The sequence below is a fragment of the Sphingomonas sediminicola genome (assembly GCF_014489515.1).
GTDB classification, from domain to species: domain Bacteria; phylum Pseudomonadota; class Alphaproteobacteria; order Sphingomonadales; family Sphingomonadaceae; genus Sphingomicrobium; species Sphingomicrobium sediminicola.
Genome location: NZ_CP060782.1, coordinates 2,082,159 through 2,107,183 on the forward strand (window position 1 = coordinate 2,082,159; position 25,025 = coordinate 2,107,183).

At 63.8% G+C, this 25,025-nt stretch carries 22 protein-coding genes, 1 tRNA gene and 6 pseudogenes; 8 read left to right on the forward strand and 21 right to left on the reverse strand.

What is annotated here, in order from left to right; translation table 11 throughout:
* Positions 1–12 precede the first annotated feature (12 nt).
* From ligA to H9L14_RS11275, 8 genes and pseudogenes are all read right to left on the reverse strand, one after another.
* Positions 13–2,049 (reverse strand): NAD-dependent DNA ligase LigA, encoded by a 2,037-nt coding sequence (ligA, locus tag H9L14_RS11240; protein WP_187708169.1) that lies wholly within the window; start codon positions 2,047–2,049, stop codon positions 13–15.
* 2 nt (positions 2,050–2,051) lie between these two features.
* Positions 2,052–2,765, reverse strand: coding sequence for a dienelactone hydrolase family protein (locus H9L14_RS11245; protein ID WP_187708170.1), 714 nt, complete (start codon positions 2,763–2,765; stop codon positions 2,052–2,054).
* A complete protein-coding gene (recN, locus tag H9L14_RS11250) occupies positions 2,762–4,414 on the reverse strand; it encodes a DNA repair protein RecN (protein WP_187708171.1) in 1,653 nt (550 codons plus the stop codon). Before recN ends, H9L14_RS11245 begins: the two co-directional genes overlap by 4 nt.
* Positions 4,415–4,436: 22 nt before the next feature.
* The gene (locus H9L14_RS11255) at positions 4,437–5,231 is read right to left on the reverse strand and encodes an outer membrane protein assembly factor BamD (protein WP_187708172.1); all 795 of its coding nucleotides are present in this window, start codon (positions 5,229–5,231) and stop codon (positions 4,437–4,439) included.
* Positions 5,232–5,309: 78 nt separating this feature from the next.
* Positions 5,310–6,259, reverse strand: a pseudogene (secF, locus tag H9L14_RS11260) (protein translocase subunit SecF).
* Between the two features lie 9 nt (positions 6,260–6,268).
* Positions 6,269–7,858, reverse strand: coding sequence for a protein translocase subunit SecD (secD, locus tag H9L14_RS11265; RefSeq protein ID WP_187708173.1), 1,590 nt, complete (start codon positions 7,856–7,858; stop codon positions 6,269–6,271).
* Positions 7,858–8,196: a preprotein translocase subunit YajC gene (gene yajC, locus H9L14_RS11270; protein ID WP_187708174.1), complete on the reverse strand. Its 339-nt coding sequence runs from the start codon at positions 8,194–8,196 to the stop codon at positions 7,858–7,860. Before yajC ends, secD begins: the two co-directional genes overlap by 1 nt.
* 86 nt (positions 8,197–8,282) lie before the next feature.
* Positions 8,283–8,358: transfer RNA gene (locus H9L14_RS11275), tRNA-OTHER, on the reverse strand.
* A gap of 90 nt (positions 8,359–8,448) precedes the next feature.
* Here H9L14_RS11275 and H9L14_RS11280 point away from each other — a divergent pair.
* Complete coding sequence (locus H9L14_RS11280; RefSeq protein ID WP_187708175.1) at positions 8,449–9,102, forward strand: TIGR02117 family protein; 654 nt, start codon at positions 8,449–8,451, stop codon at positions 9,100–9,102.
* Here the strand turns inward: H9L14_RS11280 and hslU are convergent.
* The 8 genes and pseudogenes from hslU to H9L14_RS11315 all read right to left on the reverse strand — a co-directional run bounded on the left by hslU (position 9,099) and on the right by H9L14_RS11315 (position 13,994).
* A pseudogene (hslU, locus tag H9L14_RS11285) lies at positions 9,099–10,399 on the reverse strand (ATP-dependent protease ATPase subunit HslU). The gene H9L14_RS11280 and the pseudogene hslU overlap by 4 nt on opposite strands.
* A 92-nt stretch (positions 10,400–10,491) precedes the next feature.
* Entirely contained in the window at positions 10,492–11,028 is a 537-nt protein-coding gene (gene hslV / locus H9L14_RS11290; RefSeq protein WP_187708176.1) for an ATP-dependent protease subunit HslV, read from the reverse strand.
* A 35-nt stretch (positions 11,029–11,063) separates the two neighbouring features.
* Complete coding sequence (locus H9L14_RS11295; RefSeq protein WP_187708177.1) at positions 11,064–11,630, reverse strand: TMEM175 family protein; 567 nt, start codon at positions 11,628–11,630, stop codon at positions 11,064–11,066.
* A 15-nt stretch (positions 11,631–11,645) separates the two neighbouring features.
* Positions 11,646–11,905, reverse strand: a pseudogene (locus tag H9L14_RS17075) (3TM-type holin); the annotation flags it as partial.
* 160 nt (positions 11,906–12,065) lie between these two features.
* Positions 12,066–12,215 (reverse strand): glycosyl hydrolase 108 family protein, encoded by a 150-nt coding sequence (locus H9L14_RS17080; protein WP_222949980.1) that lies wholly within the window; start codon positions 12,213–12,215, stop codon positions 12,066–12,068.
* A gap of 251 nt (positions 12,216–12,466) precedes the next feature.
* A complete protein-coding gene (locus H9L14_RS11305; RefSeq protein ID WP_187708178.1) occupies positions 12,467–13,150 on the reverse strand; it encodes an RNA polymerase sigma factor in 684 nt (227 codons plus the stop codon).
* Entirely contained in the window at positions 13,147–13,473 is a 327-nt protein-coding gene (locus tag H9L14_RS11310) for a cupredoxin domain-containing protein (RefSeq protein ID WP_187708179.1), read from the reverse strand. The genes H9L14_RS11305 and H9L14_RS11310 overlap by 4 nt, the downstream gene beginning before the upstream one ends.
* Positions 13,474–13,475: 2 nt before the next feature.
* Positions 13,476–13,994, reverse strand: a complete 519-nt coding sequence (locus H9L14_RS11315; RefSeq protein ID WP_187708180.1) for a DUF4142 domain-containing protein — start codon at positions 13,992–13,994, stop codon at positions 13,476–13,478.
* Between the two features lie 78 nt (positions 13,995–14,072).
* On the opposite strand from H9L14_RS11315, the gene H9L14_RS11320 reads away from it, so the two are divergent.
* The 3 genes from H9L14_RS11320 to H9L14_RS11330 all read left to right on the forward strand — a co-directional run bounded on the left by H9L14_RS11320 (position 14,073) and on the right by H9L14_RS11330 (position 16,423).
* A complete protein-coding gene (locus H9L14_RS11320) occupies positions 14,073–15,374 on the forward strand; it encodes a M20/M25/M40 family metallo-hydrolase (protein ID WP_187708181.1) in 1,302 nt (433 codons plus the stop codon).
* Positions 15,375–15,381: 7 nt separating this feature from the next.
* Positions 15,382–15,798 (forward strand): SgcJ/EcaC family oxidoreductase, encoded by a 417-nt coding sequence (locus H9L14_RS11325; RefSeq protein WP_187708182.1) that lies wholly within the window; start codon positions 15,382–15,384, stop codon positions 15,796–15,798.
* A gap of 364 nt (positions 15,799–16,162) precedes the next feature.
* Complete coding sequence (locus H9L14_RS11330; protein ID WP_246444618.1) at positions 16,163–16,423, forward strand: hypothetical protein; 261 nt, start codon at positions 16,163–16,165, stop codon at positions 16,421–16,423.
* Here H9L14_RS11330 and H9L14_RS11335 read toward each other — a convergent pair.
* From H9L14_RS11335 to H9L14_RS17085, 3 genes and pseudogenes are all read right to left on the reverse strand, one after another.
* Positions 16,413–16,580: a hypothetical protein gene (locus H9L14_RS11335; protein ID WP_187708183.1), complete on the reverse strand. Its 168-nt coding sequence runs from the start codon at positions 16,578–16,580 to the stop codon at positions 16,413–16,415. The two genes, H9L14_RS11330 and H9L14_RS11335, sit on opposite strands and share 11 nt — an antisense overlap.
* Positions 16,581–16,679: 99 nt before the next feature.
* Positions 16,680–16,772, reverse strand: a pseudogene (locus H9L14_RS16090) (hypothetical protein); the annotation flags it as partial.
* A 176-nt stretch (positions 16,773–16,948) separates the two neighbouring features.
* Positions 16,949–17,710: pseudogene (locus tag H9L14_RS17085) on the reverse strand (peptidoglycan-binding protein); the annotation flags it as partial.
* A 204-nt stretch (positions 17,711–17,914) separates the two neighbouring features.
* Between H9L14_RS17085 and H9L14_RS11345 the strand changes: the two are divergent.
* The 3 genes from H9L14_RS11345 to H9L14_RS11355 all read left to right on the forward strand — a co-directional run bounded on the left by H9L14_RS11345 (position 17,915) and on the right by H9L14_RS11355 (position 20,344).
* A complete protein-coding gene (locus tag H9L14_RS11345; protein WP_187708185.1) occupies positions 17,915–18,619 on the forward strand; it encodes an SGNH/GDSL hydrolase family protein in 705 nt (234 codons plus the stop codon).
* Positions 18,559–19,746, forward strand: a complete 1,188-nt coding sequence (locus H9L14_RS11350) for an autotransporter domain-containing protein (RefSeq protein ID WP_187708186.1) — start codon at positions 18,559–18,561, stop codon at positions 19,744–19,746. The genes H9L14_RS11345 and H9L14_RS11350 overlap by 61 nt, the downstream gene beginning before the upstream one ends.
* Positions 19,747–19,885: 139 nt before the next feature.
* Complete coding sequence (locus H9L14_RS11355; RefSeq protein ID WP_187708187.1) at positions 19,886–20,344, forward strand: hypothetical protein; 459 nt, start codon at positions 19,886–19,888, stop codon at positions 20,342–20,344.
* A gap of 18 nt (positions 20,345–20,362) precedes the next feature.
* On the opposite strand, the gene H9L14_RS11360 is transcribed toward H9L14_RS11355, so the two are convergent.
* On the reverse strand, positions 20,363–21,673 hold the full coding sequence (locus H9L14_RS11360; protein WP_222949817.1) for a L,D-transpeptidase family protein: 1,311 nt from the start codon (positions 21,671–21,673) through the stop codon (positions 20,363–20,365).
* A gap of 90 nt (positions 21,674–21,763) precedes the next feature.
* Positions 21,764–23,961, reverse strand: a pseudogene (gene uvrB / locus H9L14_RS11365) (excinuclease ABC subunit UvrB).
* Between the two features lie 115 nt (positions 23,962–24,076).
* Between uvrB and H9L14_RS11370 the strand changes: the two are divergent.
* Positions 24,077–24,982 (forward strand): CPBP family intramembrane glutamic endopeptidase, encoded by a 906-nt coding sequence (locus H9L14_RS11370; protein WP_187708189.1) that lies wholly within the window; start codon positions 24,077–24,079, stop codon positions 24,980–24,982.
* The last annotated feature ends 43 nt before the right edge of the window (positions 24,983–25,025 follow it).

Consider the following 25,025-nt stretch of genomic DNA (forward strand, 5'->3'; position numbering starts at 1 on the left):
AGACTTTAGCGTCTAGGCTTCAGCGACGATCTTCGCCCACTCCGCTTCGTTGATCACGCGAATGCCGAGCTCTTCGGCTTTTTTGAGCTTCGATCCCGCGCCCGGTCCCGCCACCACGAGGTCCGTCTTTACACTGACCGAACCAGCCGCGCGTGCACCCAGCCGTTCCGCCTGAGCCTTCGCCTCATCGCGGCTCATGGTTTCTAGACTGCCGGTGAACACGATCGTCTTGCCGGTCCATTCCGTCTGCTTTGCGTCGGTGACGAACGGCTTCGGGCGGACTTCGGAGAGAAGGTCGTCCAGCGCTTCACGATTGTGCTCCTCGTGGAAGAAATCGACGAGCGCTTCTGCAACGACCGGCCCTACGCCCTCGACCGCTGCAAGCTCGGCATGCGCATCCGGGCTTGTCGCAACACGCCGAAGCTCCTCGATCGTGCCGAAGCACTTCAGCAGGTCTTTGGCGGTGACGATGCCGATGTGTCGAATACCGAGCCCGAACAGGAAGCGCGGCCCGTCCGGCTCACGCTTCGCCTCGATCGAGCCGAGCAGATTGTCGACCGACTTCTCCTTCCAGCCCTCGCGGCCGATCAGCTGGTCGCGCAACTTGCGCAGGCGGAAGATGTCGGCGGGCGAATGAAGCCAGCCCAGCTCGATGAACTCCGCGATCGACTTCTCGCCCAGTCCTTCAATGTCGAGCGCTCCGCGCGACACGAAATGGCGCAGCCGCTCGAAACGCTGCGCTGGGCAGACGAGCCCACCCGTGCAACGGACGTCGACTTCGCCTTCCTCGGCGACCGCCTCGCTCTGACATTCGGGGCAATGGTCGGGGAAGACGTATGGCTCGCGAACCTCATCGCGGGTGAGGTTCTCGACGACCTGAGGGATGACGTCGCCGGCGCGCTGGATGCGCACGCGATCGCCGATGCGCAGCCCAAGCCGCTGGATCTCGTCGCGGTTATGGAGCGTGACGTTGGCGACTATCACGCCGCCGACGCCAACAGGAGTCAGCCGCCCGACGGGCGTGAGCTTGCCGGTGCGCCCGACCTGGATGTCGATCGCTTCAAGCGTCGTTTCCGCCTTCTCCGCCGGGAACTTGTGGGCAAGAGCCCAGCGCGGAGCGCGCGCCACGAACCCAAGCCGCTCCTGCAGGTCCAGCCGGTCCACCTTGTACACCACGCCGTCGATGTCGAACGGCAGGTCCGCCCGCGCCTTCTCGATCGCCCGATAGTGGGCGAGCATCGCGGTCAGATCATCGCAGCGGACCAGAAGCTCGCTGACCGGAATGCCGAGTAACTCGATCCGCTTCATTGCTTCGAACTGCGAGTCGGCCAGCGGCTCCGAAATTTCGCCCCAGCCATGCGCCAGGAAACGCAGAGGGCGAGCCGCCGTAATGCTCGCGTCCTTCTGCCGGAGCGAGCCCGCAGCGGCGTTGCGGGGATTGGCGAAGATCTTGCCGCCGGATGCTTCCTGCCGCTCGTTGAGCGCCTCGAAGTCCTCCTTCGACATGTACACTTCACCGCGCACTTCCAGCACATCGGGCGCTCCGGAAAGTCGCTTCGGAATGTCGGAGATCGTCCGCACGTTCGGCGTCACATCCTCGCCGACCGCTCCATCACCCCTCGTCGCCGCGAGAACCAACTCGCCGCGCTCGTAGCGGACCGAGCAGGAAAGGCCGTCGATCTTGGGCTCGGCGGTCATCGCCACGACCGCGTCCGGCGACAGGTTCAAGAACCGGCGAATCCTCGCCGAGAAATCCGCGACCTCGTCCTCGGAGAAGGCATTTTCCAGGCTGAGCATCGGCCGCGCGTGGGTAACCTTGGCGAGCACGGTCGTCGGCGCGGCGCCAAGCCGCTTCGACGGAGAGTCCGCGCGCACGAGTTGCGGGAAGCGCTCCTCCAGCTCGCGGTTCTCACGGACCAGCGCATCATAATCCGCGTCGCTGATCTCCGGCGCGTCCTGATCGTGATAAAGCTTGTCGTGGTGCGCGATGAGCTTGGCCAGGCGCATCAGCCGGTTGGCGGCCTCCGCCTCGCTGATCGTGTCAGCCATGCTCAGCCGAACACCTCCTCGAGCAGGTTGATGAAGCTCGTCCACGACCGCTCGGCGGCCAGTTCGTCGTAGCGCACCGCGTCGAGGCCGATCTGGTGGGCGTTGGGATTGGTGAAGCCGTGGCGGACGTTGCCGAAGGCGTGAATTTGCCAGTCGGCGCCGGCCTCCGTCAGTTCCTTGCCAAGCGCGACGACATGATCCGGCGGCGCCATCGGATCGTCCCAACCGTGGAAGGCGACGATCTTTGTGCTTGTCTTCTCCGTCGGCCAGTTTGGCGGATCGAGAAGCCCGTGGAACGCGACCGCTGCGGCAATGTCGACGCCGGTCCGGGCGACGTCGAGAGCGCATTTCCCGCCGAAGCAATAGCCCGCGACGACCAGCTTGCCGCCTTCCACCTCCTTGAGTCCGCGGACCTGCTCGACGATCGCCAGCAGCCGGCGGCGTAATGCGACGCGGTCATTGCCTAGGCGATTCATCTCGCCGAACATCACGTCGCGCGGCGAACCGCGGAATTTCTTGCCGAAGATATCGGCGACGAAGCCGTTGTAGCCAAGCTCGACGAGTTGCTTCGCAAACCCGATCTCGAGGTCGGAAACGCCCATCACCGTCGGGATCAGCATCACCGTCGGGCGAGCCTGCCCATCGCGGCGTCCGACGAATACTCCTTCCAGCGCCTCGCCTTCGAACTCGAGTGCAACTGATGTCTGCTTGCTCATGCCGCCTCCAAAAGTCTTGCCGCTTGCGCGCGGGCCTCGTCCGTCACTGCAGCGCCGGACAACATGCGCGCAATCTCTTCCCGACGCTCGGCATCATCGAGACGACGGACCGTCGTGCGGGTTCCGTCCGGCCCATGCACCTTTTCAATCCGGAAATGGTGCGCGGCACGGGCCGCAACCTGCGGCGAATGAGTGACCACGAGGACCTGCGACTGCTTGGCCAGCCTTGCCAGCCGCTCACCGATCGCGCTCGCGACCGCTCCGCCGACCCCGCGGTCGATTTCGTCGAAGATCATCGTCCCCGCGCTGCCCGCCTCGGCGAGCGCGACCTTGAGGGCGAGGACGAACCGTGACAGCTCGCCGCCGCTTGCGATCTTGGTCAGCGGCCCGAACGGCGCACCGGGATTGGTGGAGATTTCGAACTCAACGCGGTCGGTTCCGGCCGGGCCCGGCTCGGCCTGCGCAATCGCAGTCTGGAAGCGCGCCGAGTCCAGCTTGAGGGGATGAAGCTCGGCCGCGACGGCCTCATCGAGCTTCCGGGCGGCCTCGTGCCGCTGACGGCTCAGCTCGGCCGCAAGCTCCGAATAATGCAGCCGCACCTTGCTTAACTCGGCATCAAGGTGGGCAATGCGCTCTCCGCCTGCTTCGATCTCCGAAAGTTGGGCACGCATGCGCTCGGCAAGCTCGGCCAGTGCGTCCGGCTCGACCCGATGCTTGCGGGCAAGTCCCCGGATTTCGAACAGGCGCGTCTCGGCCGCTTCCAGCCGGGCCGGGTCGAACGTGAGAGCATCGGCCGCCCTCTCGATCTTATCCTCGGCCTCGCTTGCCTCGATCAGCGAGCGGTCGAGGGCCGCAAGCGCTTCGGCGAGCAACGGATGGTCGGCCGCTCCGCGTTCGATCTTTCGAGCCGCAAGCCTCAACTGCGCCAAGGCACCGTCCGATCCACCAAGCAGTTCGTCGATGCCGGACAGGCTTTCCCCCGCCTTCAGGCCCGCCTGCATCGCGGCGCGCTCCTCGGCCAGCCTGGTTTCCTCGCCGGCTTCAGGCGCGAGCGCATCGATCTCCGAAAGCGAATGAGCGAGATAGTCGCGGTCTCGCGCGGCGGCCGCCATCTCGGCGCGCGCCTGGGCCAGCTCCGCTTCGATCCGAGTGACCTCGGACCAGGCGTCGGCGACCTTCGTCACGTCCGACGCGGCAAATGTATCGAGGAGGGCGCGATGCCCGCGCGGGTTCAGCAATCCACGCTCATCATGCTGGCCATGAATCTCGACCGCCAGAGCGCCGATCTCGCGAAGCACTCCGGCAGGGACGGTGGCAGCTCCGACGAAGGCGCGGCTTCCCCCATCTGCCTTGAGCGAGCGCCGCAGGATGAGCGATTCACCTGCGTCCGCTTCAATGCCCTGCTCGGACAGGAGGGCATGAACCGGATGATGGGCCGGAAGCTCTATCTCGGCCGACACTGCCGCAGCGTCCGTACCGCTTCGAACCAGCCCGGCGTCCGACCGCGCGCCAAGGGCCAGGCCCAATGCGTCGAGCAGGATCGATTTACCCGCGCCAGTCTCGCCGGTCAGGACTCCAAGACCGGCGTCGAACTCGAGCTCGAGCTGTTCGACGAGCACGACATTTCGAATCGCGAGCTGCCTCAGCACGGCGCGCTCGCTGGTTGGATCATTAGCCCTGCGGAGCAGTCTGCGGCACGTGCCGCGAAACGAGCTTGTAGGCCCGGTGATACCAGTCACTGCCCGGATAGTTGCGGCCTAGGACCGCCGCAGCCTTCTGCGCTTCCTGCGGGATGCCAAGCGCGAGATAGCATTCGACCAGCCGCTCCAGGGCTTCCGGAGTGTGGTTCGTCGTCTGGTACTGCTCCACGACCTTGCGGAAGCGGAGGGTTGCCGCAAGCCACTTGCCTGACCGCTGGTAGAAACGGCCGATCTCCATCTCCTTGCCGGCGAGATGGTCGTTGATGAGGTCGAGCTTCAGCCGCGCGTCCGATGCGTAGCGGCTGTCGGGATAGCGCCGCATGAGCTCGCCGAACGCCTGCTGGGCGTTGGCCGTGCTAGCCTGGTCGCGGGTCACGTCCTCGATCTGCTGATAATGGCTCATCGCGATGAGGTAGTGCGCGTAGGGTGCGTCCTTGTTGCCAGGGTGGATCGTCAGGAAGCGCTGGGCCGAGCTGATCGCCTCCGGATACTTCTGCGCCATGTAGTAGCTGAAGGCGCTCATCATCTGCGCGCGGCGGGCCCAGACCGAATAGGGGTGCTGGCGCTCGACCTCGTCGAACAGCTTCGCGGCGTCCTCGTACTGGCCCTTGTCCAGCTTCTGCTTCGCGAGCGCGTAGAGGCTGTTCACGTCGCGGGCGATGTAGGCGGTGTCGGATCCGGTCTTGTTGCGGGCGCAACCGGCGGCCGGGATCACGATCGCGCAAGCAAGCAACAGGGCGGCGGTACGGGTCAGCTTCGGCGGCATGAAGACCTCATTAGCGTGGGGCCATGGACAGGCCAAGCGGGAGATGGACGCACTTTGCTTGGCGCCAGATGAACGGTGTCAGACGGCAGCCGGCCCGGGAGCCTTCTCGTCTTCGGCACGGACGAAGGTGTCGGGCTTCACTCCAAGCCAGACAAGGACCGGCGAGGAGATGTAGACCGACGAATAGGTGCCGACGAAGATGCCGATGAAGATGGCGATTGTGAGCCCGAAGATAACCTCCGGCCGAGCAGCAGCAGCATTCCGAGCGCGAGCAGGATCGAGAGCGAGGTGACCATCGTTCGCGACAATGTCTCGTTCAGCGAAAGGTTGAGCAGCGGGACAATCTGCATCTTGCGGAATTTCCGCAGATTCTCGCGGATTCGGTCGTAGATGACGACCGTGTCGTTGAGCGAATAACCGACGATTGTCAGGATTGCCGCGACGACGTTGAGGTCGACCTGAAGCTGCGTCAGCGAGAAGAAGCCCAGGGTCATTGACACGTCGTGGAACAACGTAACGAGCGCCCCGACGCCGAACTGCCATTCGAACCGGAACCAGATGTAGATGGCGATCCCGAGCATCGCGAGGCCGATGGCGAGGCTTCCGTCCCAGGCCAGCTCTTCACTGACCTTGCCGGAAACAGTCTCGACCGAATCGACGCGCGATCCCGGGTACTTCTGGCCGAGCATGCTCCGGACCTGCGAAGCGGCGCGGTTGGCGGCCGCTTCGCCGCCTCCAGGCTTCGGCAGGCGGATCTGGAAGCTCCGCGGGCCGCCAGTTTCCTGAATGCTCGCTTCGCCGAGGTTCAGCGAATCCACGTCGTTCCTGAGTGTTTCTACGTCGACCTTCTGCGAGAAGGTCACGCGGATCATCTGACCGCCGAGGAAGTCCACGCCGAGGTTGAGGCCGCGGACAGCGACCAGAGTCAGGCTGGCGACCGTGACGATGATCGACAGGACCAGCGCGATGTTGCGCCAGCGCATGAAGTCGAGGTTCGTATTGTCGGGGATGAGCTTCAGGAGCTTCATGACTGGCCCTTAGATATGCAGCACGCGCGGACGCTTACGGCGCACCCACAATGCGACGAGCATTCGCGTGAAATTGACGGCGGTGAAGACCGACGTGACGATTCCGATCATCAGGACGACCGCGAAGCCGCGGATCGGGCCCGAGCCGAAGTACCACATCAGCACCGCGGCAATGACGTTGGTGATGTTGGCATCGAAAATGGCGGTCGAGGCTTCCTTGTAGCCGGTCTCGATGGAATCGAGGGTCTTGCGGCCGCGCCTTTGCTCCTCGCGGATTCGCTCGTTGATCAGCACGTTGGCGTCGACTGCCGCGCCGATCGTCAGCACGAAGCCAGCGATTCCCGGTAGGGTCAGCGAGGCGTTGAACACCGCCATGATCCCGAGGATCAGCAGCGCGTTCACGACCAGCCCGTAGGTTGTGTAGACCCCGAACCGGCCGTAGGTGATCAACATAAAGACGATCACCGCGAGCGTCGCGACGATGCTGGCGATGATGCCCTTTTCGATCGAATCCTTGCCGAGCTCAGGACCAATGGTCCGCTCTTCGATGACGTTGAGCTTCACTGGCAACTTGCCCGATGCCAGGCTTACTGCGAGCTGGTTCGCGCTCTCGACCGTGAAATTGCCGCTGATCTGCGCCTGGCCACCGAGGATTGGCTCGTTGATGTTCGGCGCCGAAAGGACCTTGTCGTCGAGGATGATCGCGAACGGCTTGTTCACGTTCTCCTGAGTGACGCGGCCGAAACGGCGGGCGCCGGCGGTATTGAACTTAATCGACACGACCGCCTGGCCGTTCTGGTCGAAGCTCTGTTTGGCGTCGACCAGCTGGTCGCCCGAGACCATCACCCGGCGCTTCACGGCGATGAAGCCGCCGCCTTCCGCCATCTGCAGAACCTGGCTGCCCGCCGGCGCATGGCCCTGCTGGACCTGGGCGGGATCAGCGGTCATGTCGACCAGCTTGAACTCAAGCCGCGCCGTCTGGCCGATCAGGCGCTTGAGCGCCTCCGGATCCTCGACGCCGGGCACTTCGACCAGGATCCGGTCCGTTCCCTGGTTGATGACGGTGATTTCCTTGGTGCCCTGCGGGTCGATGCGGCGGCGGACGACGTCGCGAGCGACGGTCATCGCGTCCTTCATCGCGCGCTGTGTGCCGGCCTGCGTCGGCGTCATGACGATCCGCGTCGAATCGATGACTTGGACATCCCAATCGCGGCCGCCCGTCAGCGCTACCGGCTGGGTGATCGCACGGAGGCGCTCGACCGCGGTGTCAACTTGGGTCGGGTCGCGGACGAGGAAGGAAACGCGCCCACCGGCCGTCGAAATATCGCCGATCTCGACCCGCGGCGTACGCCGAAGCTCGGTCGTGACCTGGTCCTCCATGCCCTGGAGCCGCTGCTTGGCAGCGTCGCTCTGGTCCGCTTCGAGCAGAAGCTGGCTTCCGCCGGCAAGGTCGAGGCCGAGGTTGATCGTCGCACTGGGAAGGAACTTCGGATAGCGCGCCTTCAGGTCGGACGGCAGCATGCTCGGAATGGCGAACAGGATGCCGACCAGGATGACCAGCGAGATCGACCAGACCTTCCAGCGAGGGAAATCGAGCATCAGTCGTTCGCTGGCTTGGCAGACTTGGTGAGCACCTGGCTCAGCGTGCCCTTGACCACGCGAACCTTCACGCCCTGCGCAATCTCGACCTCCGCCTCGTCATCAGTGACCTTCGTCACCCGGCCGCGGATTCCGCCGCCGGTGACGACTTCATCACCCTTCTTGATTGCCGCGATCGCAGCCTGGTGTTGCTTCACCCTCTGCTGCTGCGGGCGAATCATCAGCACATAGAAGATCACGAAGATCAGGAGCCACGGCGCGAGGGCGAAGAAGATTCCTGATGCGCTGTTCGGATTGGCGCTCGCGGCGGCGAGTGTCTGCAGGAGAATGTCTGTCATTGGCTGAGGGAATGGTTCCTAAGCGGAAGTCGGCGGGCGACTATCACGGCAGTGAAGAAAGGCGCAAGAACAGCCCTTTGGTTTGATGGTCGGGGCGACTGGATTCGAACCAGCGACCCCCACACCCCAGTGTGATGCGCTACCAGGCTGCGCTACGCCCCGACCGAGGGCTGGCATCTAGGCACCGCTCGCAGATAACACAAGCGGATGGCCCGAAGACGCAAACGCAGAAAAAGCAATTGGGTCCGTCGCTTGGTCCTGGCCTTCGCGGCGATCCCGGTCGCTTACCTGATTGCCGCCTTGATCGGCTCATTGGTCCCGGTGAATCGGGATTGGAGCGAGCCTGACCAGGGCGTCACCATCTATCTGGCCAACAACGGAATCCATTCCGACATCGTCATGCCGGTTAAGGCGCAGGGCCTGGACTGGGCGCCGTTCGTTCCGAGATCCGACTTCGCCTCTCCCGACCCGAATGCCGGCTGGGTCGCCTTCGGTTCGGGTGAGGAGCACGTCTACCTCGACACGCCCCGCTGGCGCGACATCCGGCCCGGAACCGTCTGGTCGGCGCTAACGGGCGGAAAGCGGGTGATGCACGTCGAGTGGGTCTCCAACCCGGAATTCTACGCCGACCGGACGATTCGCCTTCGACCCGAGGAATATCGCCGCCTGTGGGCAGCGATCCGCTCCGATTTCCGTCTGAACGCGGACGGCAAGCCCGAGCGCATCGGCCATGCCGGCTACGGCCGTTCGGACGCCTTCTACTGGGCCACCGGCAGGTTCCACGCCCTCAAGACCTGCAACACCTGGGCGTCCGGTCGCTTTCGCCTTGCCGGCGTGCGGACCAGCCTTTGGCCGCCCTTCGTGCAAGGCTTCGTCTGGCGCTATCGCAAGATCAGCGAAGATTAGAGAACGTAGCGGCTGAGGTCGGCATTCTTCGCAATGCCGGCGAGCTGACCTTCAACGAATGCCGCGTCGACGACCAGCGTCTGCCCACTCCGGTCCTCGGCTTCGAAGCTCACGTCCTCGAGCAGCTTCTCCATCACCGTCTGCAGGCGACGCGCGCCGATGTTCTCGACCGCCTCGTTCACTTCTGCGGCGATGCGGGCGAGCGCCTCGATACCGTCGTCCGCGAAGGTGACGGTCACGCCCTCGGTGCCGAGCAGCGCCTGATATTGCTGGGTCAGGCTCGCCCGGGTCTGCGACAGGATGCGGACGAAGTCCTCCTGCGTCAGGGCCTTGAGCTCTACGCGGATCGGGAGGCGGCCCTGAAGCTCCGGCAGCAGATCTGCCGGCTTCGCGATGTGGAATGCTCCGGACGCGATGAAGAGGATGTGATCCGTCTTCAGCGGCCCATACTTGGTCGCGACCGTCGTGCCTTCGATCAGCGGGAGCAGGTCGCGCTGGACGCCCTCGCGGCTGACCGAGCCCCCACGCACGTCGCTGACCGCAATCTTGTCGATCTCGTCGAGGAACACGATCCCGTTCGCCTCCGCATCCGCCAAGGCGACGCGGTTGATGTCGTCAGGATCGACGCGCTTGTCGGCCTCTTCGTCCGTCAGGCGCTGGAAGGCGTCTGGTACCTTGAGCTTGCGGCGCTTGCCGGGCTGGTTGCCGAACGCCTTGCCCATCATCTCGCTGAGGTTGATCATGCCGACTTGGCCGCCCATTCCGGGGATCTCGAACGGCGTCGACGGGGCTTCATGCACCTCGATCTCGACTTCGGCTTCGGTGAGGCTGCCGTCCTTGTAACGTTGGCGAAAGCTTTCGCGGGTGGCGGCGCTGGAGCCCTTGCCGGTCAGCGCGTCGAGCAGCCGTTCCATCGCGACTTCCTCGGCTCCGGTGCGGACTGCTTCGCGGCGGCGTTCGCGCTCCAGCCGAACCGCTTCTTCGACGAGGTCGCGGGCGATCTGCTCGACGTCGCGGCCGACGTAGCCGACCTCGGTAAACTTGGTCGCCTCGACCTTCACGAATGGCGCGTCGGCGAGTTTTGCCAAACGGCGGCTGATCTCCGTCTTTCCGCAGCCGGTCGGGCCGATCATCAATATGTTCTTCGGCGTCACTTCGTCGCGAAGTTCCGGCGAGAGTTGCTGGCGGCGCCAACGATTGCGAAGCGCGACGGCAACCGCCTTCTTCGCGTCGTTCTGCCCACGATATGCTCATTGAGCGCCGCGACTATCGCCTTGGGAGTGAGCTTGTCCTTCAGCATTTCGGAAGCCCCGCCGCTCTGGGGAATGGATCTGTGGTAGTTCATTTGAAAGCCTAGATTGGAGGCGCGGTGGCCCGCTTCAAGCGGACCTATTCGACCGTCTCGATTGTCAGCTGGTCGTTGGTGAAGACGCAGACCTCCGCGGCGATCTGCATCGCGCGGCGGGCCAGCTTCTCCGGATCCTTCTCATAATCGGTGAGCGCGCGCGCTGCGGCGAGCGCATAATTGCCGCCCGAGCCGATCGCCGCGATGCCGCCCTCCGGCTCCAGCACGTCACCGTTGCCGGTCAGGATCAACAAACTGTCCTTGTCCGCGACGATCATCATCGCTTCCAGATTGCGAAGGTATTTGTCGGTCCGCCAGTCCTTGGCGAGCTCGACAGCCGATCGCATCAGCTGGCCATTGTACTGCTCCAGCTTCTTTTCCAGCCGCTCGAACAAGGTGAAGGCGTCCGCGGTCGCGCCGGCGAAGCCGCCGATGACCTTCCCGCCCTCGCCGATCCGGCGGACCTTCTTCGCGTTCGGCTTGATCACCGTATTGCCAAGGCTGACCTGGCCGTCCCCGGCAATAACTGTCTTGCCGTCCTTCTTCACGCCAAGGATCGTGGTTCCGTGATACTTTTCCATGGCGAGGATGTGGGAAGGCGTCGTTACGCCTGCAACTAGGCCCGAACGAAGCGGCGGTCGGGGATCAGCCAGATCGCAGCGACGGCTACGTAAATGGTGACAGCGATCGGAGGCGAGACGAACGCGATCACGACCGCCGCCACGTAGAGCGCGAAGCTAACCCATTCCTTCGTTCCACGTCCCACCGCCTTTTTCACGCCGGAGTCCTCGCCGTCCGCGGCGATCAGAGTCCGTTCGAGGACCAGGTACGAAATCGAAGCGCCGATAAGGACAAGGCCGAACGAAGCGACCGGCAGGTGCGCCATCCCGGCCTCGTCGATCCAGCGGATCATCAAGGGAAACAGCGTAAGCCAGAAAAGCAGCGAATGGTTCGCCCACAGCACGCCGCCTGTCACCTTGTGCGCCGACTGCATCATGTGGTGATGGTTGTTCCAGTAGATGGCGACGTAGATGAAGGCGAGCAGATAGGCTGCGAGCAAAGGCAGGACGGCGAGGACTGCCGCGAAAGTAGGCTCCTCCGGGAACTTCAGCTCGAGCACCATGATCGTCAGGACAATGGCGACCACACCGTCGGTCAATGCATTAAGCCGCTCCGGCCGCATCTCCCGCCCCTTGCTTTAGCGCTCCACTCCCTTGACCTTACCCCAGGTGCGGGCCGCCGTGTAGCCGAGGTAGCCGGTGCCGAAGAGGGCGTAGAGCTCCTCGGGAATCCGCGCAGAAATGCTGTCATGCCGTCGGCTATTCCCTTTGCATTGCGGGGGTCGGCAGCCGCGATCAGGCCCATCGGGATCGTCCAGAGGATCAGCGCGTACATCATATAGAGAAAGCTCGGCCGCGCGCGGCTGGTCCACGGGTCTGAAGACTGCGCCTCGGCGAGACGGAGGTAGCGCTCGCCCTGGAGCGCTTCGAGCGCGCGCATCAGCACGGTCTCGCCGCCCTTCGTCCCGAGCGTTTCAAGGGAGGCGTCGAGCGCATGCAGGGTGAGCGGGCCCACGCGTCAGTCTTGCGTCAGGTCCATCTAATCCTTGGCATTGCGGTTAAGCGCCGTGAGCGCGCGCTGGAGAAGGTCGTCGCAACCGCCGGCCCACGTTGACCCGTGTGTCGAACAGCTCGGCCGCGATCCTCGGCGAGCGCCTGGCGACCTGGTCGAAACGAGGTCGAAGCCAGTAAAGGCGCCGATAGACCAGCCGCCTCGTCTCGCGGCAGCTTCTTCATTGCACCGGCAAAGCCGTTCCGTGCGACCGCCTTGGTAATGCCGAAGCAGGTCGGCCCGCCTTGTCGGCGGGATGGTTCACATAGCCGCCCTCACGCTCGATCAGGTCGCCGATCAGCGCATCGACATCGAAATCTCATTCTCCAACGCTGTCTCTCACAACTAACGACCGAGTCGTGGCGTGATTAACCTCTTTGGTTCATTGTGGGACAGGCTTCTGAACCGCTAAAGGCCGAGGCGGCCCATCACGCGCGCGGTCAGCGCGGCGCAATCGGCTCCTGCAAACGGGAACGTCCCGGTCAGCGCCTCATGCACTTCGGGCGCGAGCGCTTCCTGCAGCCGTCTCCTCGCGCGCAGAAGGCGGGTCTTCACGGTCGAAGCAGGAATGCCGAGCGCGTCAGAGGTGTCTTCGACCGACAGGCCCTCGATCTCTCGCAATACGAATACCGTCCGGAAGATTTCGGGCAGCCCGGCGATCGCTCTTTCGAGGACCCTCCGAAGCTGCTCCCGTGCAACTGCGGCATCCGGAGCCAGTGTCTCAGATCCGGCCATCAGCTTCTCCCGATAGGCATCGAGTACAGGCACTCCTGCGGCATCCAACTGGGCACGGCGGCGGCGCTCCTTCCGAACACGCCCCAGGGCTTCGTTGATCACGATGCGGGTCAGCCAGGTCGTGAGCGACGAGCGTCCTTCGAAGCTGCCGATCGACGAGAAGGCCGAGACATAGGCGGCCTGCAACGCCTCTTCCGCTTCGGCCCGGTCCTTGAGAATGCTCCAAGCTGCGCGGAACAGACGCTGATTGTTGGTGGTGAGCACATGCCGGACTGCCTCGGGATCGCGGCCCGCACAGAGAGCGGCAAGCTCACCATCTCCGAGGATGGAATAGTCGCGTTTGGCCCGAACGGTCATCTCGCGACCTTTAGCACGCCGCGCATACCCGGATGATATTTGCACATGAAGGCGATCGCTCCCGCTTTCCGGACCACGGTTTTGCCCTTGGCGCCCGCGGGAAGGTCTACATTGAAGCTGCCGTCCTTCGCCATCGCGGTATGCTGGAACATGTCACGGTTGTCCCAGATGATCGTGTCGCCCGCTCTAACATCCGCCGGAAGCGCGCCGAACTTCATCTTTTCGATCGTCACGACGTGCGTTCGCTGCGTCGCTGCTGCCAGGGAGGGGGCAACAAGCAGCAGCAACGCCGCCGCGGGGCCAAATGCGGGCCAGCCCCGCATGGCTATTTCAGGCTCGCCGAGAGGTGTTCGGCATGCTTCTGATGCTCGCTGAAGAGCGTCAGCCCGGTCTCGAGCAGTGCCTTCAGCTCGCCATTCTCGGCGGACGGAATGAGCGCGGTCTTCAGCGCACCGTTGACCGTGTTGTGATAGGCAACCTCGTTCGCAACATAGGCGCGGTCGAACGCCTTGCCATTGAGCTTGGCCAATTTCGCCCGCGTCTCGTCCGCCTGCTTGGTCAGACCTTCGCTCGTTGCGTTCGGCTCAGGCGTAACTCCGAGCTTCGCGACGAGAGCCAGCGCCTTTTCGTTCACCGCCTCATGGTCGCGAACCATTTCCGAAGCGAATTCGCGGACGGACGAATTCTTCGACTTTTGAAGCGCCAGCTTCCCAGCCTCGATGTCGAGCGAGCCCGCGGTGTAGGCGATATGCGCGATCTGGGGATCGGTCGGGCCGTCGGCAGCGAAGGCGACGGAGCCGGCCAGCAGCGTGGCCGAGGCGATCAAGGCGATCTTGGCGGTCATTCAATCCTCCCGGTTCGAGTTTCGCCCGATTGGATGCCGCGGTTTGCTGGAGGTTCCCGGCGCGGCTACAGCTTGTGCATGCGTCTGCGTCTTTGGCTGATTGCCGCTTCCGCCTTCCTTTTCGCCACCCCTGTCGCTGCCGAGCTTTCGAAACCCGAGCAGGTGATGATCCAGACTGTCGATGCCGAGCAGGATCGCACGGTTTCGATGCTCGAGACGTGGGTGAACCAGAACAGCGGGAGCCTGAACGCGCTGGGTGTCGAGGCGGTCGGCAAGTTGCTCCGCTCCGAGTTCGAGCCGCTCGGCTTCAAGGTCGAGTGGATCGAGATGAAGGCCGCCGGCCGCGCGGGGCACATCGTTGCCCGCCACAAGGGTAGCGGCCGCGGCAAGCGCATGCTCCTGATCGGCCACCTCGACACGGTGTTCGAGCCGGATTCCTCGTTCCAGAAATGGGAGCGGAAAGGCGACCGCGGGATCGGGCCGGGCTCGGGCGACGACAAGGGCGGAATGGCGGTCATCATCGCCTCCCTCCGCGCGATGAAGGCCGCGGGCACTTTGAAACCCGCCGACATCACGGTTGTCCTTACCGGCGACGAGGAGGATGCGGGCGACCCGATCGAGGTTACGCGCGGTCCGCTGATCGAAGCAGGGAAGTGGGCGGACGTCGCGCTCGACTTCGAAGGCCTTGCCCAGAAAGAGGGCAAGGACATGGGCTCGATTGCCCGACGCAGCTCCGACAGCTGGACTCTGATCGTAAGCGGCCGGACCGGCCATTCGAGCGGCGTGATGCATCCCGAATATGGCGCGATCTACGAACTATCGCGGATCGTCGACACGTTCCGCCGCGAGCTGGGCGAGGACAAATTGACCTATAATGTCGGGATGATCGGCGGCGGCGCGACCACCGAGATGGATGCCGACCGGATCCGGTTGAATGCAACCGGAAAGACCAACATCATCGCAGCAACCGCCGTCGCACGCGGCGACCTGCGCGCCATCAGCCAGGATCAGATCGACCGTACCAAGGCGAAGATGCAGGAGATCGTCGCCAAGTCGCTGCCCGGAACCAATGCGCAGATCAGCTTCGACAAGGGCGGTTATCCGCCGATGGCGCCGACCGAGGGCAATCGCGCCTTGCTCGCCCGGCTCAACCGCGTGAACGCCGACATGGGCCTGGAGCTGATGGGCGAGCTGGACCCGATGGACCGCGGCGCGGGCGACATCAGCTTTGTCGCCAACGACACCGACGGGCTCGTCGGCCTCGGACCAGCTGGCGCGGGAAGCCACGCCCCTGGCGAGTTCGTAGACATCCCTTCGATAGCGCGGCAGGCCAAACGCGCCGCGATCCTGATGAGCCGGCTGGCGAAGGAGAGGAGGTAGCTGCACCATGCAGTCCGAACCAATCGCAACCATGTTTGCGGAGAGATTTGCGACCACGTGGAACGGCAGGGACGGATCGGGCTATGGCGAAGCTTACTGGCCTGACGCCGAACTGGTGGATCCAACCGGAACTATTTGGACAGGCCGCAAGGCAATCGCCGACATGCACGTCGACCTCTGGAACGGCCCGGCGCGCGACACTCGCGTGATTGCGAGCGTGCGGCGCACCAAGTCGCTCAGTACGACGCTCGCGGTCGTCGACCTCGACGTCGAAGTCACGGGCTTTTCGCCTGCCCCGCCCGGCGCAACTTGCGGATCGGACGGGGTCGTCCGGACACGTCTCAAGCATGTGATCGAGAAACGTGAAACCGAATGGAAGATCATCGCGTCGCAGAACACATTCGTGGCCGCGATCGGCCGCTGATCTAGGCTCGCTAGCCCACGGGCCGACCTATCCCTTCGAGCCTTCTTCTGACCTGCCTGTAAGACGGCGATAAAGCGAACAGCAGCCTGTCGTGCAGTCTCGCCACCACGGAAAACGCTACGGACATGGGCCCCTCCTCCCGTCCAGTCGTTTCACCTAGGGAACGATTGAATCACTAACACCGTTGGCCGTCAAGAACTTGGTTCCCCGAGTGATGATTAGCGCTCTCTACATGCCCTCGTGCAGGTTGCTGTCGTATTCGACCCAGGCTTTCAGCGCCGCGAGCATCTGCGACCAGCCTTGGCAGTTGCCGTAGCGCCCTTCAGCGCTGGGCCATCAGGTCCGGCGGCAGATTCTGGACGCTCTGAAAGACCAGCCGCTAACGACCGGAACGCTGGTCGCGCACTTCCCGGAACTGGATCGCTGCGCGGTGATGCCGCATCTGAAGGTGCTGGAGGAGGCGGATCTGGTGATCCCGTCCGCAAGCGTCGTGAGCGTTGGAACCATCTCAACGTGGCGCCGATCCAGGAAATTCACGAGTTCTGGATTGGGCCGCACGCCGCGTCCGCCACGGTGTGGCTCACGAAGCTCAAGCGTGACCTGGAACGAGGACCCTAGGGGTTGAAGGCCGCGACCTGCTGCTGGCCGTCACCGAAATAGCGGGCGAGCAACGCCGGATCGCGACTGTACGGATCGGCGCGGAACTTGGGCCCGTTCGGCCCGGCTTCCGCCGTCAGATAGGTGACATAGACCGGTACCGGCTCCGGAAGATCGACGTTCACCTCGGTCTTCGAATCCTCGCCCTTCAGCGGACGCCCGAAAAGCCACTTGGCGAACCGCTGCGCGTCCTCCAGCCGGATGCAGCCGTTGCTGATCCAGCGGTTGTCGGCCTTGAACAGGTCCTTCTCGTGGCCCGGCACGTCGTGGAGGTAGATGCCGAAATCGTTGGGCATGTTGAATTTATAGTCGCCCATCGAATTCCACTCGCCCGGCCCCGGCGCAGGCGCGCGGTGACCTTGCCGTCCGCAACGGCTTTCCAGTCGACGGTGGCCGGATCGATCGGCTGGGCGTCGTCGCTCCAGTCAGACAGGACCTGGTAGTCGCGGTCGGTGAGATACTTGAGGCCCTCGTTGAGAACGCCGGGGGCGACCGACTTCTTCGCGAGCTCCGGCGGCGTATTCCACCACGGATGAACGCTGACGAAGCGCAGCAGCGCCGCCATCATGGGCGTCTCGGTCGCCTGGCTTCCGACGATCACGCGCATGCTGTCGACCGGACGGCCGTCCTCATACATCGTGAGACGCGCCGAGCCTGCATCGACCAGCACGTAACGGCCGGACTCCGTCGTCCGCGGAAGGCGGCGAGCACGCTCCATGTTGAGAAGGAGCACGTTCTCGTAATGCTTGTAGCCGAGGTTGAGCGCCTTGATCGTCCCTGCGCCGGCGATGCCGTCCGCCTTGAAGCCGTGAACGCCCTGGAATTCCTTGACCGCTGCGGCAGTCGCCGCGTCGAACTTGGTGCCTTCGGGCAATCCGAGCCGCTGGCGAAGCACCGCAACGCGATCGCCGGTCGAATTGAGCTTCAGCGTCGGGCCGGACGCGACCTGCACCTGAGGAAGCGAGCCCCAGCGCATCTGGTAGCGAATGAGCGCGCGCCTGAGGTCGGTGTAAAGCGGGTGCACCGGCGCGAACATGTCGACGGGGGCGACCTTGAAATCGTCATAGCCCTGCGCCTGCAGCTGCTCGTCGCGCTGCTCGATCGACGGCGCCATTTCGCGGTCGATGTAGACCATGTCGAGGCCCTGCTCGATGCTCGGCGGGACATCGATCGGCTCGATCGGCTGTTGGCCCGCCGCGGCGAAAGCCGAAGCTGGCAGGCCAAGGCCCGCGAGAATCAAGACAAGACGGCGCATTGTCACCCCTTCACACCCGCGAGCTTTGTAGCAGCCGAAGATGAATGGCTCCAGAATCCCGTTAGTTACCCGCAGCCGAGCGGTGAGGTTCCAACGGTAAGCCGTTCTCCGGCGGCTGTTGCCGCGCCGCCACTTGTCATGGTGCTTAATCAACGGTCATAAATCTGCGTTGGGCGGCTAGTTTCGGCCGCGGGGAGAGGATTCATGACGAATAGCCGGTTGATGGGCCGCACCCTTCTGGGCGCAACCGCTCTTGCCGCAGCGACATTCACGACACCGGCCGCCGCGCAGCGCATCGATAATATCGTCGCATTTGGCGACAGCTATGCGGACGACGGCAATCTCTTCCAGATCATCGGCTTCAACCCCGCGCCGCAGGTCTATCCGACGGGCCGCTTCTCGGGCGGCACCAATTACATCGACACTCTGTCGCTTCTGCTTGACGCGCCAGTCGAGAACTTCGCGATCGGCGGCGCGCTGACCGACAATACGAACACCAACGGGCCTGGCATTCCCGGTTTCATCACCGAGTGGAACGCCTATCTCGCTGGTGGCGGCGGACCTTTCCCGACGGTTTCCGGGACCTTCGACGAAGGCGACCTCGTTACCTTCTCGATCGGCGGAAACGACGCCCGCTTCTATCAGCAGAATGGTGGAACGCTGGCGGGTGCGCCTACCGCCGCCACGGTTTCTGCAGCTACTGCTGCAGCCGGCATCGACGCACTCGTCTCGGCGGGCGCCCAGAACATCAGCTTCCTCGCCGGCAACACGTCGATCCTTCCGGAGATCGCCAACGACCCACGGCTCAGGCGATCCGCAACTCTTATTCAACGACCTTCAATGCGACGATGCAGGATGTCCTGGCCGACTATGCCGCCAACGGAGTCATGGTCCACTATCTCGACCTGACATTGGTCGGGCAGCAGATCGTCGCCAATCCCGGCGCCTACGGCTTCACCAACACCGGCGCGTGCACGCCTGCGCCGTCGTGCGTGACCGACAGCAATTATGCCAACCAGTACCTGTTCTACGTGGACGCGCTCCACCTGACGTCGGCGGGCTTCCGGATCGTCGGCCGGTACGTCGCAACGCAGCTGCAGGCGCCGCTCACGCTCAAGGCTCCGAGCGAACTCGGGCTCGAGACGGCCCGTCAGTTCGGACGGACCCTGTCCACGCGCGCAGACGTCGGCTCTCCGCGTGACGGCGACGTCGCCGAGGGCCTCAAGTTCTTCGTCGTCGGCGATACCTTCTCCCGCGATGCGAAGGCCGACTTCGCAAGCGACCAGTTCGACATCGACGGCGTCGGCGGCACTGCGGGCGTTGCTTACGGCTTCAACAATGGAACGGTCGGGATCGCCGGCAACTATTCCCGCCCTCGAGCCAAGTTCATCGGCGACGTTTCGCGGACCGAGGCGAACAGCTGGCAGATCGGCGGCTTCGCGGGCTTCGCGCTCGCCGGCGCCTTCGCCCAGGGCTACGCTGGGTACGGCTGGGACAACCTCGACATCGAACGCCAGGGCGTCGTCGAGGGCATGACCGCAAGCACCGACGCCAGTCATTGGCTTGCCGGCGCCAAGGCCGGCTACCTCGTTCCAGTCGGAAGCATGCGTGCAGGCCCGGTCGTCGCGCTCGACTATGCCAAGGCAAAGGTCGACGGCTATACCGAAAGCGGAGACCCGGCACTGAACCTCAACGTCAGCTCCGTCTCGGCCAAGTCGCTGACCGGCGGCATCGGCGCTGAGATCCGCGGCGACTTCGAAACCGGCGGAATGTCGGTCCGTCCCTATTTGTCGGCGATGCTTGAAAAGGAACTGCTCAACGGCGACAGGACAGTCCGCTTCGCGCAAACCAGTGCGCCGGGGATCGTCAACAGCTGGACGTTCGACCGGACGAAGAAGGCCTATGGCCGGATCTCGGGCGGCGGCAGCGCCGCGATCCTCAGCGGCGTCACGTTGAACACCGTTCTTTCGACGACGGTCGGTCGCGACGACGGCAACGATACATCCGCGCAGGTCTGCCTGAACGTCGGTTTCTAGAACGGCAGCTCCCCTGCAAGCCGCTTGACTCCGGGCGGCTTGCGGAGCCTTTTTCGTCACGGCAGCGCGGGTCGCCCGTGCCTGCCCTGTAAGCGTCGGTAAGCGGCGCATCGTCGCGCCGCGACGAGGGAGGACACTCATGGCAACTGCCGCGCCCTTGCGCACACCCGCACATTTGTGGGTGGTCGGGATCCTGTCGCTGCTCTGGAATTGCTTTGGCGGATACGACTATCTGATGACCCGCACGCGCAACATGGATTACCTGACCAGCATGACGCCGCCCGGCGTCGATGTAACGACACTGATCGACTATATCGACGGCATGCCGATGTACGCTCAGATCGGCTGGGGCCTCGGCGTCTGGGCGGCTCTCGTCGGATCGGTGCTGCTGTTGATGCGCCATCGCTACGCAGTCTGGGCATTCGGCTTGTCGATCGCCGGAATGATCATGAGCTTCGGCTACATGTTCCTCGGCCCGCCGATGCCCGGCAGCGAGCAGGCAGGCATGATGAAATACATGCCGCTGGTCATCGTCGTCCTGGGGATCGCGCAGTTCGCCTACGCGCGCGGAGTCGAGAGAAAAGGCCTTCTTCGGTAGTAACTGCGGCGGACGGCGTTAGCCGCGTCGTCCGCCGTCTTCGTCACCGGCCGCTGCAACGCGGCCTCCGAACATCTGCGGCATCGCCAGTGCGTCCCATCCGTACGGATCCGGGCGGAATACGACGCCATTGTTGCTCGGCTCGACCGTCAGGTAAGTCAAATAGACCGGGACCGGGCGAGGCAGGTTGAATGTCTGCTCATACGGTGTCGACGGCTGCGGGACGCTCCCGAACACCCAGGTCGCGAACCGGCGATAATCCTGCAGACGCACGCAGCCGTTGCTCAGCCAGCGGTCGTTCTTCGCGAACAGCTCCGTATGCGGAGTGTCATGAAGATAGATGCCGTAATCGTTCGGCATCTCGAACTTCATGTTGCGCATGGAATTCCACGGTCCGGGAAGCTGGCGAACGCGCATGGTCGGCTGCTGCTTTCCCGAAGCGATCGCCTTCCAGTTGATCGTCTTCGGATCAACGACCCGGGCGTTCGGTCCCCAGTCGGACAGCACCTCGTAATGGAAACTCTTGAAGTAGGAGAGGCCCATTTCACCGACCTTCTTCGCGGTCAGGCTGCGGACAAGCTCCGGCGGGACGTTCCAATAGGGGTTCGCCTTCGCGTTGCGCATGATCACGGCGATCATCGGCGTCTTGGTCTTCGGCGCACCGACGACGACCTTCATTCCATCCACGATCCGGTCGCGATCAAACAGATAGGCTTCGGCCGCGCCTGAATCGACAACGACATAGCGGTTGAATGTCCGGACTGCCGGCAGCCGGTAGGCGCGCTCCAGGTTGATCGCGAGCCGCTTCTCGTAATAGTCCGCGCCGCGGTTCAGCGATGCGATCGTGCCCTTGCCGGCAACGCCGTCGGCCGGGCCAATGCCGTGAACAGTCTGGTAGGACGCCACGGCCTGGAATAGCTGATCGTCATATCCGCCGGACGGATAAAGGCCGAGCCGCTGACGAAGGAGTTGCACGCGCTTGCCCGTCGATCCGCGCTTGAGCACAGGGCCCGCAGGGATCTTGTTCTGCGGAAGCCGACCGTAGGTAGCCTGATACTGCCGCATGCCGCGGCCAAGCTGATTGAACAGCACGTTCGGAGCGCCGGTCCGGCCGCCGGAGAAATCGAAGCTCAGGATTCTCTGGAACCAGTTCTGTGGCCGCTGATGGCGTCTGGCCACGTTGTTCATATCCGGATCGACGTAGACGAAGTCGATGCCCTGCTTGATGGTGCGCGGAACCGCGATCGGTTCATCGCCCCTCTGCGCCCAAAGCGGCGTAGAACCAACCAGCGCCAATGCGCCAACAAACAGCCCGAGCTTCTTGCGCATAAATTTTGCGCCGCGTTCGCGGCGCATTCCCCAAGTGGATTTGTTCACGAAACTCCTTGCGGATGATTGGGTTGCGCGCACCTGAACCAATTATCGCCGCCCGCCGAAGCGTGTGCGTGACTGCTTGCCGAAGCGGCCTTTGCGCGTTCCAGGCTTTCCCTCGCTCGAATTGCCCGCCGGGCGCGGCGCAACGCGCTGGTCGTGCGGGATTCCGAGATCGTCCTCTTCCAGCCGGCGGATTTCGTCGCGCAAGCGTCCGGCTTCCTCGAACTCGAGGTCGGCGGCCGCCTTGCGCATGCGTTGTTCGAGGTCGGCGACGTAGGCCTTGAGGTTGTGGCCGACGAGGTGCGGGCGATCCTCGTCGCCGGTGTCGATGACCACGCCATCGCGTGTGGAAACGTGGGCGATAATGTCGCTGATCTGGCGCTTGATGCTTTCGGGCGTTATCCCGTGGAGCTTATTATACTCGAGCTGCTTTTCGCGGCGGCGGTCGGTCTCGGCCAGCGCGCGCTCGATCGAGCCCGTCTTGGTATCGGCGTAGAGGATCACGCGCCCGTCGATGTTGCGAGCGGCGCGGCCGATGGTCTGTATCAGCGACGTCTCGGATCGCAGAAAGCCTTCCTTGTCCGCGTCGAGAATCGCGACCAGCCCGCATTCCGGGATATCGAGACCCTCGCGCAGCAGGTTGATGCCGACCAGCACGTCGTAGACGCCTAGCCGCAGCTCGCGGATCAGCTCGATACGCTCCAGTGTCTCGACGTCGGAGTGCATGTAGCGGACGCGAAGCCCTGCTTCGTGCAGGTACTCGGTTAGGTCCTCGGCCATGCGCTTGGTCAGCGTGGTGACTAGGGTCCGATAACCCTTGCGCGCGGTCTCCTTCGCCTCGTGGACAAGGTCGTCGACTTGGTCCTCAACCGGCTTGATCTCTACCGGCGGGTCGATGAGGCCCGTGGGGCGGATGACCTGTTCGCTGAATACGCCGCCAGTCTCGTTCATCTCCCACGGGCCGGGCGTCGCCGAAACGAACACCGATTGCGGACGCATCGCGTCCCACTCATTGAAGCGCAACGGCCTATTGTCGATGCAGCTCGGCAGACGGAAGCCGTACTCCGCCAGCGTGATCTTCCGCCGATGGTCGCCGCGCGCCATCGCGCCGATCTGCGGCACCGTCTGGTGGCTCTCGTCGATGAACAGAAGCGCGTTGTCGGGCAGATATTCGAACAAGGTCGGCGGCGGCTCGCCGGGCAATCGGCCGGTGAGGAAACGCGAGTAATTCTCGATGCCCGCGCACGACCCAGTGGCGGCGATCATTTCCAGGTCGAAGTTGGTGCGCTGCTCGAGCCGCTGAGCTTCCAGCAGCCGTCCTTCCGCGACCAGCTCCTTCAGCCGCTCCTCGAGCTCATGCTTGATCGCTTCCATCGCCTGCTTGAGCGTCGGACCGGGCGTCACGTAGTGGGAGTTGGCGTAGATCTTCACGCTGTCCAGGCTCGCCGCCTTCTGCCCGTCAACGGGTCGAATTCGACGATGTCCTCGATCTCGTCCCCGAAGAAAGACACGCGCCAAGCCGTGTCCTCATAGTGGGACGGGAAGATTTCGAGGTTATCGCCGCGCACCCGGAAATTGCCGCGCGCGAAGGCAGCATCGTTTCGCTTGTATTGAAGCGCGACGAGTTTGCGGATGACCTCGCGCTGATCCTCGCTCGCGCCCTTCTTCAGGCTGAAAGTCATCGCCGAATAGGTCTCAACCGAGCCGATGCCGTAGAGGCAGGACACTGAGGCAACGATGATCACGTCGTCGCGCTCCAGCAGCGACCGCGTCGCCGAGTGGCGCATGCGGTCGATCGCCTCGTTCACCGAGCTTTCCTTCTCGATGTAGGTGTCGGTGCGCGGCACGTAGGCCTCGGGCTGATAGTAGTCGTAGTAAGATACGAAATATTCGACGGCGTTGTCGGGGAAGAAGCTCTTGAACTCCCCGTAGAGCTGCGCGGCCAGGATCTTGTTCGGGGCGATGATCAGCGCCGGCCGCTGCAAGGTCTCGATAACCTTCGCCATGGTGAACGTCTTGCCAGAACCGGTGACGCCCAGGAGCACCTGGCTGACGTCCCCATTTTCGCCGATGCCTTCGACCAGTTCGCGGATGGCGGTCGGCTGGTCGCCCGACGGTTCAAAATCCGAAACGACCCTGAACGCCTTGCCACCCTCCGCCTTGTCGGGGCGCGCGGGGCGGTGAGGAACGAAGCCTTCGGCAGGTTCCGGTTCGGCAAGGCTGGTGCGGATTTGAATCGCCATTACGGCCCATATGGCGTTCGCAGCGGCTCAGTTCCAGCGACGCCGTTCGCGGCTTCCGATTGCCGCTCCCGGCGCGTAATGGTTACGCAGGGGAAACGTTGTGAACCGCAATTCCTTGGCTAGTAGACCGACGCTTCGGGCACTGTTCATCTATATCGCGATCTGGGGCGTCGCCGTCGCCTATCTCGCCCTGACCGGAGGCGACTGGACCTTCCCGTTCGCCTCCCTGCTGATCTTCGGCGTGGCCTTCAGCGCCGTCATCTGGTTCGTCACCCGGAAGATGGACGCGCCGCCGGTGCCCGTCGCCAATCCCAAGCGCGAAAGCGCCGGCCTGCTCATATATCTCGTGGTCTATGCCGTGCTCCTGATTGGTTTCGGACTGGGCGCGATCAAGAGCGCCATCCCTCCCGGCCCTTCGCAGGAACTCGCGGTCCTCGCCTACAAGCTTGCGATCCACGTCGCCCTTCCCGTGGCGATTATCCTGTCGCTCGGCGGAACTGTGCACGCGCTGTTCGACACCGGCCACCGGCGCCGCGGATTCTGGCTCGCCCTGATCGTGCTGAGCGCTGCGATGTTCGCGCTATTGGCACTCGTCAGCCCGTCGCTGAAGCAGATTGCCGAGCTGAACCTCTCGCCGGCGGCGGCAGCCTCATGGGTCATCGCGTCCTGGCTGTGGATTTCAGTCGAAGCAGGCCTTTGCGAAGAGTTCTTCTTCCGGGTCTGCCTGCAATCGCGCCTCACAGCCTGGCTCAATTCTCCAGCGACGGCGATCTTCGCGACGTCGATCCTGTTCGGCCTTTCTCACTTCCCAGGCCTCTATTTCCGCGGCGGTCCGGGCGTGGACGGCTGGTCGAACGACCCGGCACAGGTCGCCGCGTTTACCGTCGCCACCCTCTCGCCTTTGTCCGTTTCGATGGGCGTGCTCTGGTCAAGGTCCCGAAGCCTGCTGCTGGTCGCGCTTGTCCACGGCGCGATCGACGCTCTGCCGGCAACCGCCGAGTTCGTGCATATCTGGGGCTGATTCCCATCGCCGCTTTTTCGGAATAGGGTGCGCGCCGCGTCCG